The organism is Flavobacterium aquiphilum (assembly GCF_027111335.1).
Taxonomy (GTDB): domain Bacteria; phylum Bacteroidota; class Bacteroidia; order Flavobacteriales; family Flavobacteriaceae; genus Flavobacterium; species Flavobacterium aquiphilum.
In genome coordinates this window covers 2625297-2639971 of record NZ_CP114288.1, presented here as the reverse complement: position 1 = coordinate 2639971, position 14675 = coordinate 2625297, and the positions used below count along the sequence as shown (strand labels likewise).

Annotated in this window: 8 protein-coding genes, 2 tRNA genes and 2 rRNA genes; 4 read left to right on the top strand and 8 right to left on the bottom strand. The window is 38.9% G+C overall.

Annotated elements, in window-relative coordinates; all coding sequences use genetic code 11:
- Positions 1-47: 47 nt before the first annotated feature.
- From OZP12_RS10870 to OZP12_RS10850, 5 genes are all read right to left on the bottom strand, one after another.
- Positions 48-2930 (bottom strand): 23S ribosomal RNA (locus OZP12_RS10870).
- A gap of 171 nt (positions 2931-3101) precedes the next feature.
- Positions 3102-3175 (bottom strand) — tRNA-Ala (locus tag OZP12_RS10865).
- A 148-nt stretch (positions 3176-3323) separates the two neighbouring features.
- Positions 3324-3397, bottom strand: a tRNA-Ile gene (locus tag OZP12_RS10860).
- Positions 3398-3522: 125 nt separating this feature from the next.
- Positions 3523-5036 (bottom strand): 16S ribosomal RNA (locus OZP12_RS10855).
- The 16S and 23S rRNA genes sit together here with 2 tRNA genes alongside, the layout of an rRNA operon.
- Before the next feature lie 1025 nt (positions 5037-6061).
- Entirely contained in the window at positions 6062-6745 is a 684-nt protein-coding gene (locus OZP12_RS10850; protein ID WP_281224995.1) for a DUF4294 domain-containing protein, read from the bottom strand.
- Positions 6746-6832: 87 nt separating this feature from the next.
- Between OZP12_RS10850 and OZP12_RS10845 the strand changes: the two genes are divergently transcribed.
- The 4 genes from OZP12_RS10845 (at position 6833) to OZP12_RS10830 (ending at position 11067) form a co-directional block, all read left to right on the top strand.
- Positions 6833-7921, top strand: coding sequence for a M42 family metallopeptidase (locus OZP12_RS10845; RefSeq protein ID WP_281224994.1), 1089 nt, complete (start codon positions 6833-6835; stop codon positions 7919-7921).
- Between the two features lie 121 nt (positions 7922-8042).
- A complete protein-coding gene (locus OZP12_RS10840; RefSeq protein ID WP_281224993.1) occupies positions 8043-9395 on the top strand; it encodes a cytochrome ubiquinol oxidase subunit I in 1353 nt (450 codons plus the stop codon).
- 12 nt (positions 9396-9407) lie between these two features.
- Positions 9408-10445, top strand: a complete 1038-nt coding sequence (gene cydB, locus OZP12_RS10835) for a cytochrome d ubiquinol oxidase subunit II (protein WP_281224992.1) — start codon at positions 9408-9410, stop codon at positions 10443-10445.
- Positions 10446-10467: 22 nt separating this feature from the next.
- Positions 10468-11067, top strand: a complete 600-nt coding sequence (locus tag OZP12_RS10830; protein WP_281224991.1) for a DUF2238 domain-containing protein — start codon at positions 10468-10470, stop codon at positions 11065-11067.
- 76 nt (positions 11068-11143) lie between these two features.
- Here the strand turns inward: OZP12_RS10830 and OZP12_RS10825 are convergent, their stop codons facing one another.
- The 3 genes from OZP12_RS10825 to acs form a co-directional block, all read right to left on the bottom strand.
- On the bottom strand, positions 11144-11683 hold the full coding sequence (locus OZP12_RS10825; RefSeq protein ID WP_281224990.1) for a hypothetical protein: 540 nt from the start codon (positions 11681-11683) through the stop codon (positions 11144-11146).
- A gap of 84 nt (positions 11684-11767) precedes the next feature.
- Positions 11768-12154: an ankyrin repeat domain-containing protein gene (locus OZP12_RS10820; RefSeq protein WP_281224989.1), complete on the bottom strand. Its 387-nt coding sequence runs from the start codon at positions 12152-12154 to the stop codon at positions 11768-11770.
- Between the two features lie 388 nt (positions 12155-12542).
- Positions 12543-14453: an acetate--CoA ligase gene (acs, locus tag OZP12_RS10815; RefSeq protein ID WP_281224988.1), complete on the bottom strand. Its 1911-nt coding sequence runs from the start codon at positions 14451-14453 to the stop codon at positions 12543-12545.
- Positions 14454-14675 lie beyond the last annotated feature (222 nt).

Here is a 14675-nt window from a genome sequence, read left to right as displayed (position 1 = left end):
TTTAGAAAGTTTCTTCTCCTCCCGTTTTGAACGGGAGGAGAGGAGTCGTACATAAGCTTACGGGTTATTAGTACTACTCGGCTATGACATTACTGCCTTTACACCTATAGCCTATCAACGTGGTCATCTTCCACGACCCTTAAAAGAAATCTCATCTTGTGGTGGGTTTCGCGCTTATATGCTTTCAGCGCTTATCCCTTCCAAACGTAGCTACTCTGCGGTGCCCCTGGCGGGACAACAGATACACTAGAGGTTTGTCCAATTCGGTCCTCTCGTACTAGAATCAGATCCACTCAAATTTCTAACGCCCACAGTAGATAGAGACCGAACTGTCTCACGACGTTCTGAACCCAGCTCGCGTGCCACTTTAATGGGCGAACAGCCCAACCCTTGGGACCTTCTCCAGCCCCAGGATGTGACGAGCCGACATCGAGGTGCCAAACCCCCCCGTCGATATGAGCTCTTGGGGGAGATCAGCCTGTTATCCCCGGCGTACCTTTTATCCTTTGAGCGATGGCCCTTCCATGCGGAACCACCGGATCACTATGCTCTACTTTCGTACCTGATCGACCTGTATGTCTCTCAGTCAAGCTCCCTTATGCCATTGCACTCTTCGCACGGTTACCAAGCGTACTGAGGGAACCTTTAGAAGCCTCCGTTACTCTTTTGGAGGCGACCACCCCAGTCAAACTACCCACCAAGCAATGTCCCCCGGTTTACGGGGTTAGGCCTCAGATAAACAAAGGGTTGTATTTCAACAATGACTCCACAACGCCTGGCGACGCCACTTCACAGTCTCCAACCTATCCTACACATCATTTATCCAAGGTCAATACTAAGCTATAGTAAAGGTGCACAGGGTCTTTTCGTCCCACTGCGGGTAAACGGCATCTTCACCGTTACTACAATTTCACCGAGCTCATGGCTGAGACAGTGTCCAGATCGTTACACCATTCGTGCAGGTCGGAACTTACCCGACAAGGAATTTCGCTACCTTAGGACCGTTATAGTTACGGCCGCCGTTTACTGGGGCTTCAATTCAATGCTTCTCCGAAGATAACATCTCCTCTTAACCTTCCAGCACCGGGCAGGTGTCAGGCCCTATACTTCATCTTACGATTTTGCAGAGCCCTGTGTTTTTGATAAACAGTCGCCTGGACCTCTTCACTGCGGCCCCGATTGCTCGGGGCGACCCTTCTCCCGAAGTTACGGGTCTATTTTGCCTAATTCCTTAGCCATGAATCTCTCGAGCACCTTAGGATTCTCTCCTCAACTACCTGTGTCGGTTTACGGTACTGGTACTAATTACCTGAAGTTTAGAGGTTTTTCTTGGAAGCCCTTAGGTACACTATCTCTTTGTCCGAAGACGCCGAGTACTATCGCATTTCACCAAGTTTTACGGATTTGCCTATAAAACCTATAGCTAGGTGCTTTAACGAACTATTCCGTCAGTTCGCGGTACTTTCATCACTCCGTCACCCCATCACAGTAATTAGTAGTACGGGAATATTAACCCGTTGGCCATCGACTGCCCCTTTCGGGTTTGCCTTAGGTCCAGACTAACCCACAGCTGATTAGCATAGCTGTGGAAACCTTAGTTTTTCGGTGTGCGGGTTTCTCGCCCGCATTATCGTTACTTATGCCTACATTTTCTTTTCCAGCCAGTCCAGCATACCTTACGATACACCTTCAACCCTGCTGGAATGCTCCCCTACCACTTACAGTAAACTGTAAATCCATAGCTTCGGTAATATGTTTATGCCCGATTATTATCCATGCTCGTCCGCTCGACTAGTGAGCTGTTACGCACTCTTTAAATGAATGGCTGCTTCCAAGCCAACATCCTAGCTGTCTGGGCAGACAAACCGCGTTCTTTCAACTTAACATATATTTGGGGACCTTAGCTGATGGTCTGGGTTCTTTCCCTCTCGGACTTGGACCTTAGCACCCAAGCCCTCACTGCAAGGAAACATTATATAGCATTCGGAGTTTGTCAGGAATTGGTAGGCGGTGAAGCCCCCGCATCCAATCAGTAGCTCTACCTCTATATAACTTATGCCTTGCGCTGCACCTAAATGCATTTCGGGGAGTACGAGCTATTTCCGAGTTTGATTGGCCTTTCACCCCTACCCACAGGTCATCCGAAGACTTTTCAACGTCAACCGGTTCGGACCTCCACACTGTGTTACCAGCGCTTCATCCTGCCCATGGGTAGATCACACGGTTTCGCGTCTAACACTACTGACTAAAGCGCCCTATTCAGACTCGCTTTCGCTACGGATCCACTACTTAATAGCTTATCCTCGCCAGCAACGTTAACTCGTAGGCTCATTATGCAAAAGGCACGCCGTCACCCCACTTAAGGGCTCCGACCGCTTGTAAGCGTATGGTTTCAGGATCTATTTCACTCCGTTATTCACGGTTCTTTTCACCTTTCCCTCACGGTACTGGTTCACTATCGGTCTCTCAGGAGTATTTAGCCTTAGCGGATGGTCCCGCCAAATTCAGACAGGGTTTCACGTGCCCCGCCCTACTCAGGATACCACTATCTATTACACTTGTTACCCATACGGGGCTATCACCCTCTATGGCATCACTTTCCAGTAACTTCCGGTTCCTTGTGCATAAAATCTCGTGGTCCTACAACCCCAACATTGCCGTAACAACATTGGTTTGGGCTAATCCGCGTTCGCTCGCCACTACTTACGGAATCACTTTTGTTTTCTTCTCCTCCGCCTACTTAGATGTTTCAGTTCAGCGGGTTTGCCCACCTATCGGTGTACTATGTCTTCAACATAGTGGGTTGCCCCATTCGGATATCTACGGATCAATCGGTGTGTGCCCGTCCCCGTAGCTTTTCGCAGCTTATCACGTCCTTCTTCGCCTCTGAGAGCCTAGGCATCCCCCATACGCCCTTATTTTGCTTATTGTACTTACGTTTTTATCCGTTTCCAGATAAAAAGCGTGTTCTTTCTACTTTTTAAATATTTTTTTATCTCAATATGTCAATGAACTTTTTCTTTTTAGAATAAAGAACACAGAGAATAGATATTAGACATTGTCTATATTCTTTTTTCTATATTCTATCTTCTTAAAGATAGTGGAGAATAACGGAGTCGAACCGTTGACCTCCTGCGTGCAAGGCAGGCGCTCTAGCCAGCTGAGCTAATCCCCCAATCTAATTATGAATTGTGAATTATGAATTATGAATGACTATTCATAAGAACTCAACTCTAGAATTTCCTTGTAAATTAAGCTTTTCAGTTTCTTTTCTAATCTTAAATCTAAAATCTAATTTCTTAAATCTAAAACCTTTAAAAAAGTAGTCCCGGGCAGACTCGAACTGCCGACCCCTACATTATCAGTGTAGTACTCTAACCAGCTGAGCTACGAGACTCTGTTTTTACTTAATTCTTTATTCTTTTAAATTAACAGCAAGAGTAATAAAATTTTAATCTCTGAAACCAAAAGTCTCTTCGTCTTCTTTCTTTGGCGTGCACTTGGCTAACACCAAAGCTCTAGAAAGGAGGTGTTCCAGCCGCACCTTCCGGTACGGCTACCTTGTTACGACTTAGCCCTAGTTACCAGTTTTACCCTAGGCAGCTCCTTGCGGTCACCGACTTCAGGCACCCCCAGCTTCCATGGCTTGACGGGCGGTGTGTACAAGGCCCGGGAACGTATTCACCGGATCATGGCTGATATCCGATTACTAGCGATTCCAGCTTCACGGAGTCGAGTTGCAGACTCCGATCCGAACTGTGACCGGTTTTATAGATTCGCTCCTGGTCGCCCAGTGGCTGCTCTCTGTACCGGCCATTGTAGCACGTGTGTAGCCCAAGGCGTAAGGGCCGTGATGATTTGACGTCATCCCCACCTTCCTCACAGTTTGCACTGGCAGTCTCGTTAGAGTTCCCGACATGACTCGCTGGCAACTAACAACAGGGGTTGCGCTCGTTATAGGACTTAACCTGACACCTCACGGCACGAGCTGACGACAACCATGCAGCACCTTGTAAATTGTCTTGCGAAAGATCTGTTTCCAAACCGGTCAATCTACATTTAAGCCTTGGTAAGGTTCCTCGCGTATCATCGAATTAAACCACATGCTCCACCGCTTGTGCGGGCCCCCGTCAATTCCTTTGAGTTTCAGGCTTGCGCCCGTACTCCCCAGGTGGGATACTTATCACTTTCGCTTAGCCACTGAAATTGCTCCCAACAGCTAGTATCCATCGTTTACGGCGTGGACTACCAGGGTATCTAATCCTGTTCGCTACCCACGCTTTCGTCCATCAGCGTCAATCCATTAGTAGTAACCTGCCTTCGCAATTGGTATTCCATGTAATCTCTAAGCATTTCACCGCTACACTACATATTCTAGTTACTTCCTAATAATTCAAGTCTAGCAGTATCAATGGCCGTTCCACCGTTGAGCGATGGGCTTTCACCACTGACTTACTAAACCGCCTACGGACCCTTTAAACCCAATGATTCCGGATAACGCTTGGATCCTCCGTATTACCGCGGCTGCTGGCACGGAGTTAGCCGATCCTTATTCTTACGATACCGTCAAGACATTACACGTAATGTTGTTTCTTCTCGTACAAAAGCAGTTTACAATCCATAGGACCGTCATCCTGCACGCGGCATGGCTGGTTCAGGCTTGCGCCCATTGACCAATATTCCTCACTGCTGCCTCCCGTAGGAGTCTGGTCCGTGTCTCAGTACCAGTGTGGGGGATCTCCCTCTCAGGACCCCTACCCATCGTTGCCATGGTAAGCCGTTACCTTACCATCTAGCTAATGGGACGCATGCTCATCTTTTACCGTTGGAACTTTAATAGCTGATTCATGCGAAACTGCTATACTATGAGGTATTAATCCAAATTTCTCTGGGCTATCCCTCTGTAAAAGGTAGATTGCATACGCGTTACGCACCCGTGCGCCGGTCTCTAGTTCCGAAAAACTATACCCCTCGACTTGCATGTGTTAAGCCTGCCGCTAGCGTTCATCCTGAGCCAGGATCAAACTCTTCATCGTATATTGTTTAAGTCTTACGACTTGTTTTATATTTCGACTCCGATTCTAGTGGTTTTAATTCAAATCTCTCGATTCTATTACTCTTATTTTATTTGTCTCGTCTTTTGGACGAGACGGCTGTCAATTCAATATGTCTACGAACGTATATTCCTTTTTTCGCTTTTCGTTTGTCTCTCAAAGCGGGTGCAAAAGTAGTATTTTCTTTTTAACTGGCAAGAACTTATTGAAGTTTTTTTTGAAAATTTTTATTTTCGTTTTTCTTCTCGTTTTCTTATCAGCCTGTCAAAGATCATTGCATGTTTTGCGGGGTGCAAAAATAAACTACTCTTTTAAATCTCACAAGCTTTTTTTAAATCTTTTTTGAAAATAAATTTCCAATTTGATTTGTTATACTTGTCAGTCTTTCCAAGAGCGCCATCGCTGTTGCGGGTGCAAAAGTAGATAGTTTATTCGTTTAAACAAGGGGTTTTTGCATTTATTTTATATTTATTTTTTAAAACTCTGATAACCTTAATTTTACAAAAACCCTTTTCTTAAAATCTTTCCGCTTTTAGGCGTGACGGATCCGTTTTACTGCAAACAACCCTACGCTTATCTACATATTGTCCCTTTTTAACACACTGACTTACGCAGATTTTTTCTTGATTTGCTTATACTTCTTCGATCTTTTACTCCTTTGCAGGCTAAAATTTCTCGCAAAGACGCGAAGAACTTCATTGGATTATATTAAAAACCATCCTTCGGGTACTTTTTTCCTTATACTATATATTATGTATTGATTTCTTTCCGCTGAAACACCACTACCCTAGCCCTGATAGTAGTGGAAAGCCCACAGTGAATATGGCTTACATTTTATGTAGAGGCAAAGCGACCAACGGAAGCTATTGCAAATACATAAAAATGTTGCCAGAGGAACGAGGACTTGCAACGGATAGCAGGAAATAGCTCCTGAATATTTAGATTATATTAAAAACAAAAAAGAGGCAACTACTTTTGTAATTACCTCTTATATCTAAATGTAAAATTTATTTAGTACTTGCTTTCCTAAGCCAAGAATCTTCCAACTTATCATAATCTATAGGATGAGCAGCTTCTTGATTACGTAATCGGCCGGATTCAAACCCTCTGACCAATATAGTTTCTATCAAAAAGTCCTCATTGACTTCATAAGGCTGATACTTTAACTTCAAATCTATATCAAACATACTGGCTGCTGTATTGGACCAAAATGCTTTCCACCCACTTTTTAAATTCTTTATCAGCTCATATGTACTAGTCCCCGTCTGTCTGTCTATCAATTTAACCAAAATTTGACCTTGCTTTCTAGAGAGTTTTTTTAATCTGGCCTCAAATTCATTACTTAAATAATCCTCTACTATTTTGAAATATCTTTTTTTATCCCTGTTATTAGTAAACTTAGCCATTCCTCTGTTTAACGATGTAAGTCTTTCGGATGCAATCCTTGCATATGGATAAGTTGCATATACTCTTTTTTGTAAAAGTAAAAACTGCTTTTTATCTTCATCACTCATTTTATGCCTATCTATTACCAACTCTGGCAATACAATTGTATCACCAAAAATGGTATCTCCCTCTGTCAAAACATAACCCATCGGAGTAGTATCTTGTTTTACGCCTTGTTTAGTGTCTTGCGCATAGCCCGACAGAAATATTAAAAGAGAAAAAACTACTATTTTATAAAGCTTCATAAAGAAATATTTTTAACACAAAAATATACATTAAATACAAAACTATAAATACAAATTTCTAATTTAGCGAAAAAATTACGATACATTATGAGTACTGAATCAATATTAAAACCATCATCAATAACCTTTTTAGAAAACTACTTAAATAACGCTTCACCTACAGGATTTGAAAGCGAAGGTCAAAAAATATGGATGGATTACCTAAAACCATACGTAGACACTTTTATTACAGACACATACGGTACTGCTGTTGGAGTTATCAATCCTGATGCGCCTTATAAAGTTGTTATAGAAGGTCATGCCGATGAAATCTCTTGGTATGTGAATTACATAACCGAGGACGGAATGATATATGTAATACGTAATGGGGGTTCTGACCACCAAATCGCTCCTTCTAAACGTGTAAACATTCACACTAAAAACGGAATTATAAAAGGTGTTTTTGGATGGCCAGCTATCCATACTCGAAACAGAGATAAAGAAGAAAACCCTAAAATCAGTAATATCTTTATTGATTTAGGTTGTGAAACCAAAGAAGAAGTCGAAAAATTAGGGGTTCACGTAGGTTGTGTTGTTACTTATCCTGATGAATTTATGATCATGAACGAAAATAAATTTGTTTGTCGTGCCATCGACAACCGTATGGGAGGATTTATGATTGCCGAAGTTGCCCGTTTATTGCACGAAAACAACATTAAACTGCCTTTTGGTTTATATATCACTAATGCTGTTCAGGAAGAAGTAGGCTTGAGAGGAGCAGAAATGATTACTCAAACTATCAAACCAAATGTAGCTATCATTACAGATGTATGTCACGATTCTACCACTCCGATGATTGACAAAAAAATTGAAGGAGAAACTAAAATAGGTAAAGGACCTGTAGTTACTTATGCTCCAGCCGTTCAAAATAACTTGAGAGAACTAATTCTGAATACTGCTGTAGAGAAAAACATTCCGTTTCAACGTTTAGCCTCTTCAAGAGTTACCGGAACAGATACCGATGCATTTGCGTACAGCAATGGAGGTGTAGCCTCGGCTTTGATTTCGCTACCATTAAGATACATGCACACTACCGTTGAAATGGTTCACCGTGAAGATGTAGAAAATGTGATTAAATTAATTTATGAAACACTGTTGAAGATTGAGAATAACGAAACCTTCTCTTATTTCAAATAAAAATCAAAGCACCATTATTTGTGGTGCTTTTTTTTACTTCTAAACTAAAATCAGAAAGATTAAGCATTCTATCAACCTTTTCACTATAATTTACAGACACTTTCAAATAAATAGTTTTATTATGGATGTTGAAATACTTGCCCGCATACAATTCGCCTTCACAATTGCCTTTCATTATATCTACCCCCCATTAAGCATTGGTATCGGTTTAATAATCGTTATCATGGAAGGGCTTTATCTCAAAACCGGAAATAAAGATTATGAAACTTTGACCCGTTTTTGGATTAAAATATTTGCGTTGACCTTTGGGATAGGCGTCGCCACGGGAATCATCATGGAGTTTGAATTTGGAACCAATTGGGCCGTGTATTCGCGTTATGTGGGCGATATCTTTGGAAGCGCATTAGCCGCCGAAGGATTGTTTGCTTTTGGTTTAGAAAGCACTTTTCTTGGAATTTTGCTTTTTGGGTGGAATCGCGTAAAACCCTGGGTACATTTTGTATCGACTTTAGGAGTGTTTCTAGGTTCGATGTTCTCAGCCGTTTGGATTGTGGTTGCCAATTCCTGGCAGCAAACTCCTGCGGGTTATCATATTGTAGGAACAGGATTAAACGCAAGAGCCGAAGTAACCGCTTTTTGGGCAATGGTTTTCAATCCTTCAAGTGTGGACAGAATCATTCATACTTGGCAAGGCGCTATTTTGGCCGGAGCCTTTTTAGTATTGAGCGTACATGCCTATTACATCCGAAAAGGCCGCTACATTGAAATATCCAAAAAAGCATTCAAAATTGCCCTGGCGGTTGCAACATTTTTCTCACTTACCCAATTAATTTCCGGTCACAGTACCGCTGATGGAGTTGCGGTCAATCAGCCTGCAAAACTAGCCACAATGGAAGGTCATTTCGAAAAAGACAAACCCGCCGATTTGTATCTTCTTGGTTGGGTCGATAAAGAAAACCAAAAAGTTACCGGAATTGGAATTCCTGGCGGATTATCATTCTTAGTACATCAAGATTTTAATGCGCCCATAAAAGGATTAAACAATTTCCCGACTAAAGATTTACCTAGTCAGACCAATGCTATTTTTCAATTTTATCACATTATGGTTGCTATTGGAATGTTTTTAATTGGACTTACATTATATTCCAGTTTTTTATGGTGGGGAGGTCGATTATTTGAAACTAAATGGATTTTATGGATTTTCTCATTTACTGTAATTCTGCCCCAAATAGCCAATCAGGTTGGATGGTTCACCGCCGAAATGGGAAGACAGCCTTGGGTAGTTTACGGACAATTAAGAACAAGTGACGCTTTTTCCCAAGAAGTTGCCGCCAATCAAATCGTATTTTCTTTGGTTATGTTTACTGTGGTTTATTCCCTTTTATTGGCACTGTTTCTATATACTGTCAACAAAAAAATAAAGCACGGCCCTTATGACGAATCGACAAAACCGGTAACCTTCAAATCCTTTTAATCTCTTTACAGTATGGAAACTATTTTTGGAATTGACTACCCAACACTATGGTATTTGGTAATCGGATTGTTGTTTTCGGGTTACGCAATATTGGAAGGCTTTGATTTTGGTGCTGGTGCCTGGCACTTATTTTTCAGAAAAGATTTAAGCCGAAGAATTGCCATAAACGCCATTGCCCCTGTATGGGATGCCAATCAAGTTTGGCTAATAATTGGAGGAGGAGCCTTATTTGCAGGATTTCCCGTAATGTATTCTACAATGCTGTCGGCAATGTATGTGCCGTTTATGCTTTTTTTAATGCTGAATGTACTTCGCGCAGCCGCCATTAAATTTAGAAGTGTTGAAGAAATGAAATGGTGGAGAAACAGTTGGGACATTATCTACAGCTTTTCAAGCATCCTAATCGCATTTTTACTTGGAGTTGTTTTGGGCAATATTTTGCAGGGGTTCGCTTTGGGACCCAATTTCAGTTACCATGGAGGTGTGTTTTTCTCTTTTTTAAATCCATACGCCATAATGGTTGGATTTACGACACTTTCCATTTTCATAACGCAAGGCGCTATTTATCTTCTATTAAAAACCGAAGGCCTATTACACGCAAGGCTTACATTTTTACTAAAAAAAGGAATGATATTCTTTATTATCAGCTTTGGAATCACAACACTTTATACTTTAGTTTTCATTCCGGAAGTGACGGCCAATTTCAGGGCTAATCCTATTTATTTCGTTGTACCGGTCATCTCATTTTTGGCTGTGGCCAATGTCCCAAGATTGGTTTCAAAAAAACAATACATGCGGGCATTGATTTTTTCGTCATTAACGATGGCTTTTTTATTGATTCTTGTTGCGTTACAATTGTACCCCACCCTTTTGATTTCTACGATTGACCCGAAATTTAACGTGACCATTTACAATGCTGCTTCATCACAGAAATCATTGGGTATTATGCTGACAATTGTGCTTATCGGAGCTCCTTTACTGGCTGCCTATTTTTTCTTCTTGTACAGAACATTTAATGGTAAAGTAAAACTTGATGATACCAGCTATTAATTAATCTTTTTCAAAATTCAAAATGAAATACATCTACTCATTACTTGTGGTATTCAGCGCAACTTTACTTTGGTCAATAACAAATCCAAAAGAAGGTTTTACCTGTTTTCTTGAAATTATTCCGGCAATAATTGGCCTATTAATCTTGGCTTTTACATTCAGAAAATTCAGATTCACCAATTTCACCTATACTTTGATTTTAATCCATTGCATTATTCTCTTTATTGGCGGGCATTACACATACGCCGAAGTTCCTTTTTTTGATTACATCAAAGAAATTTCCCACCAAAGCCGAAATAATTATGACAAGATTGGACATTTTGCACAAGGTTTTGTTCCCGCTATGATTATCCGAGAATTATTTATTCGGAAAAAAGTAATCGCAAACCAAAGCTTTTTCAACTTTATAATTGTTTCAATTTGCCTCGCAATTAGCGCAGCCTACGAATGGATCGAATGGTTTGTTTCTATAGCTACCGGAGATGGTGGAGATGCTTTTTTAGGAACACAAGGATATGTTTGGGACACACAGTCAGATATGTTATTTGCGACTATTGGCGCTATCACTGCCTTATCTTTATTCTCAAAAGCTCAGGATAAACAGCTCATAAAAATTTTATAATGCAAAAAAGCACCATTATCTCTTCATAATGATGCTTTTTGTGCCCAATTAAGTTTTTAAGACTCATATTCTTCTCCTAATTCATTCCAATAAATCTCTTAGAATTAAATGTATTAACTGGTAAAGAAGGTTTGTTTATCTTTTTAAAATCCAACGGTCTTAATTCGTTTGTTTCCTTGCTTTCAATAATCATTTCAAGTTCACGAATTTCATCTTCAGGAGTTCTTTCGTAGAACAATGGATAAGTTTCATTTGAAACAGTGTTTTCAACAATTAAATCCGATTGAGCGATTAATTCCTTCATTGATTCTTCAAAAACCATAAAATCTAAATCGTCAGAAACTGGATTTTCAACAATTTTATCACCTTCAGCTATAACCTCTTTTGTTGTTTTACTATTAAAAGGAATAACTGTTTCGGGATTAAACTCATCTGTATCCTCATTCAAAGATGGCTTTCCTACAAAAACTTCTTCTGTTGGAAATTTTCCACCATTAGCATCCGCAAAAAGATCATTTTGAAATGATCCAATTGACTCACCAGCAAAACTTTTTGCACTACAAACATTAGCAAAAGATACTAACGTAATTCCTAAAATTAAAAGTGAATTTTTCATGATTATTTTGTTTTGATTGATTGTTTAACTCAATGTAAGTTTTTAATGGGACAAACATTCCTTGCTGTCCGTCCCGTTAAAATTTTATTTTAAATTCTGTTTTAAAAGTTCAATAGCTTCAGTTGCATTGGATAATTCAGCATATTTTAAGGCTGTAAATCCATTTTCGTCTTTTTCATTAAGACGGGCTCCTTTTGAAAGTAAAAATTTAATTATTTCAACTTTGTTATAACGAGCCGCAATCATTAGTGGGCTTAAACCATTTGAATTTTCGTTGACATCTGCGCCGTATTCAACAAATTTTTTAACGGTCTCCATATCCCCTTTTCTAATAGCAACACTCAAAGGTGTTATTGTTTCACTAAATTCAATTTTATTTTTGATTTCAGAAAATGAATTCACATTTGAAGCAAAAGAAACATTTGCAAAAGCTACTAAAGCTACTCCTAAATAAACAATTGATTTTTTCATGATAATTTTGATTTTGATTGATGATTGATTTATTGAACTTGAATACATATTAATATTCTATGCAAATATATATCTTAAAAACAGTATTATGCATCACACAGTACTATATTTTAACACTATTTTAACTTATTGAATTGTTTTATTGATAAAAACACAATGCGAATTCTAATCAGGTAGATTAAAACAACAAATCAATTACTGCTCTGATAATCAATAGACTTTATTTTTACAATAATGTTACTTCTATTGATAAAAATTTAACATTAAGTAGATCAACAACATTATTACTTCCCACAGAACATTTTCAAAAAATAAAATTTCATTTTGAGGCAAAAAAAAACTGCTTCAAATTTGAAGCAGTTTTTTTAAAATTTAAAAACTAAGTGAATTACTCCACTTTTCCTTTAATAATCTCATCTACGATCTCTGGATTTAACAATGTTGTAATATCACCAAAATTAGAATAATCACCTTCAGCTATTTTACGTAAAATGCGACGCATGATTTTTCCAGATCTTGTTTTAGGCAAACCTGTCACATATTGAATTTTGTCTAATTTAGCAATTGGTCCAATGTGATCTGCAATGTGTTGATTGATCTCTTTTGACAAATTGTCTCTATCTCTGTACTCTCCAGATTCTTTAAGAATAACATATCCGTACAACGCATTTCCTTTAATATCATGTGGGAACCCAACAATAGCCGACTCAGCAACAGCTGGGTGCTCATTAATAGCATCCTCTATTGGTGCAGTTCCTAAATTATGTCCTGAAACAATAACTACATCATCCACACGTCCGGTAATTCTGTAGTAACCTACTTCATCACGCAAAGCCCCGTCACCTGTAAAATATTTACCTGGGAAAGTAGAGAAATACGTGTCTTTATATCTTTGATGATCTCCCCAAATCGTTCTTGCGATACCAGGCCATGGAAATTTAATACACAAACTTCCCACCACTTGATTACCTTCAATTTCATTACGCTTATCATCCATTAAAACTGGTTGAATCCCAGGTAATGGCAATGTTGCATACGTTGGTTTTGTCGGTGTAATAAATGACAATGGAGCAATCATTATACCTCCTGTTTCTGTTTGCCACCAAGTATCAACAACTGGACAACGCTTACCTCCTACGTGGTCATTATACCAGTGCCAAGCTTCCTCATTAATAGGCTCACCTACAGAACCAATTACTTTTAAAGATTTTAGTGGAAATCTTTGAACATAAGACAGATTTTCTTTAGCCAAAGCACGAATTGCTGTCGGAGCTGTATAAAATTGAGTTACTTTGTGTTTTTCTATTGTTTCCCAAAAACGGCTAAAATCAGGGTAAGAAGGAATTCCTTCATAAATTACTGTTGTAGCACCATTTAACAATGGTCCGTATAAAATATAAGAATGACCAGTTATCCAACCGATATCGGCTGTACACCAAAAAATATCATTCTCTTCGTAATTGAATACATTTTTAAAAGTATAGGCTGTATAAACCATATAACCAGCCGTAGTGTGAACCATTCCTTTTGGCTTTCCTGTAGAACCAGAAGTATATAATATAAACAATGGATCTTCTGCATCCATAATTTCGGCCACACTATTATTTATTGCATTATCAAGAAGCGGTTGCAACCATTGATCACGACCTGGTGCCATCTTAATATCAGCATTAGTTCTTTTCGCAACCAAAACAGAAGTAACTGATGGACAATTTTCCAAAGCATCATCAATTATTCCTTTCAAATCGATTACTTTATTCCCACGGTAACCCCCATCGGAGGTAATAACCATTTTACATTCACAATCGTTAATTCTTGAAGCAACTGCAGAAGCTGAAAAACCAGCAAATACAACAGAATGTATTGCCCCTATTCTTGCACAAGCTAAAACTGCTACTGCCAATTCTGGTATCATTGGCAAATAAATACAAACACGGTCTCCTTTATTAATGCCTTGTTCTTTCAAAACATTGGCCATTTTTGAAACACGCTCATATAATTCATTATAACTTATATGCAAAGCTTCCTCTGAAGGGTCGTTAGGTTCAAAAATAATAGCCGTTTTATCTCCTTTTTTAGCCAAATGCCTGTCAATACAGTTTTTTGTAATATTAACTTTTGCATCAACAAACCATTTTACTTCGGCGTCAGCCATATTAAAATCAACTACTTTATCCCAATATTGGTACCAAGTAAAATTTTCTTCAGCAATTTTTCCCCAGAATTTTCGGGGTTCGCGTATTGATTTATTATAGTGTTTAAAGTATTGTTCTAAACTATCAATTTTAAAATAACTCATCTCTTTTAAATTTTTTATAAAAGTATTAAATCTGTTCGGTTTTCAAAACTATTAATTTACAAAATATTGAAAAAGCTTAATAAAAACTAGCTCTTCTTCCAAAATTTTATAAATATTTCACAACGTTTTAGAATTAACATTTTATTTAAAGCAAAAAAGAATATCTTAGAAAACTAAAATATTCTTTTTTTAACAATTTTTAACATAACAATTACGTACCCT

Bases quoted from the DNA above. Each gene is read 5' to 3' on its own strand.
- OZP12_RS10850 (WP_281224995.1), bottom strand. From the start codon at position 6,745: ATGAAGCTTTATAAAATAGTAGTTTTTTCTCTTTTAATATTTCTGTCG.
- OZP12_RS10845 (WP_281224994.1), top strand. From the start codon at position 6,833: ATGAGTACTGAATCAATATTAAAACCATCATCAATAACCTTTTTAGAA.
- OZP12_RS10840 (WP_281224993.1), top strand. From the start codon at position 8,043: ATGGATGTTGAAATACTTGCCCGCATACAATTCGCCTTCACAATTGCC.
- cydB (WP_281224992.1), top strand. From the start codon at position 9,408: ATGGAAACTATTTTTGGAATTGACTACCCAACACTATGGTATTTGGTA.
- OZP12_RS10830 (WP_281224991.1), top strand. From the start codon at position 10,468: ATGAAATACATCTACTCATTACTTGTGGTATTCAGCGCAACTTTACTT.
- OZP12_RS10825 (WP_281224990.1), bottom strand. From the start codon at position 11,683: ATGAAAAATTCACTTTTAATTTTAGGAATTACGTTAGTATCTTTTGCT.
- OZP12_RS10820 (WP_281224989.1), bottom strand. From the start codon at position 12,154: ATGAAAAAATCAATTGTTTATTTAGGAGTAGCTTTAGTAGCTTTTGCA.
- acs (WP_281224988.1), bottom strand. From the start codon at position 14,453: ATGAGTTATTTTAAAATTGATAGTTTAGAACAATACTTTAAACACTAT.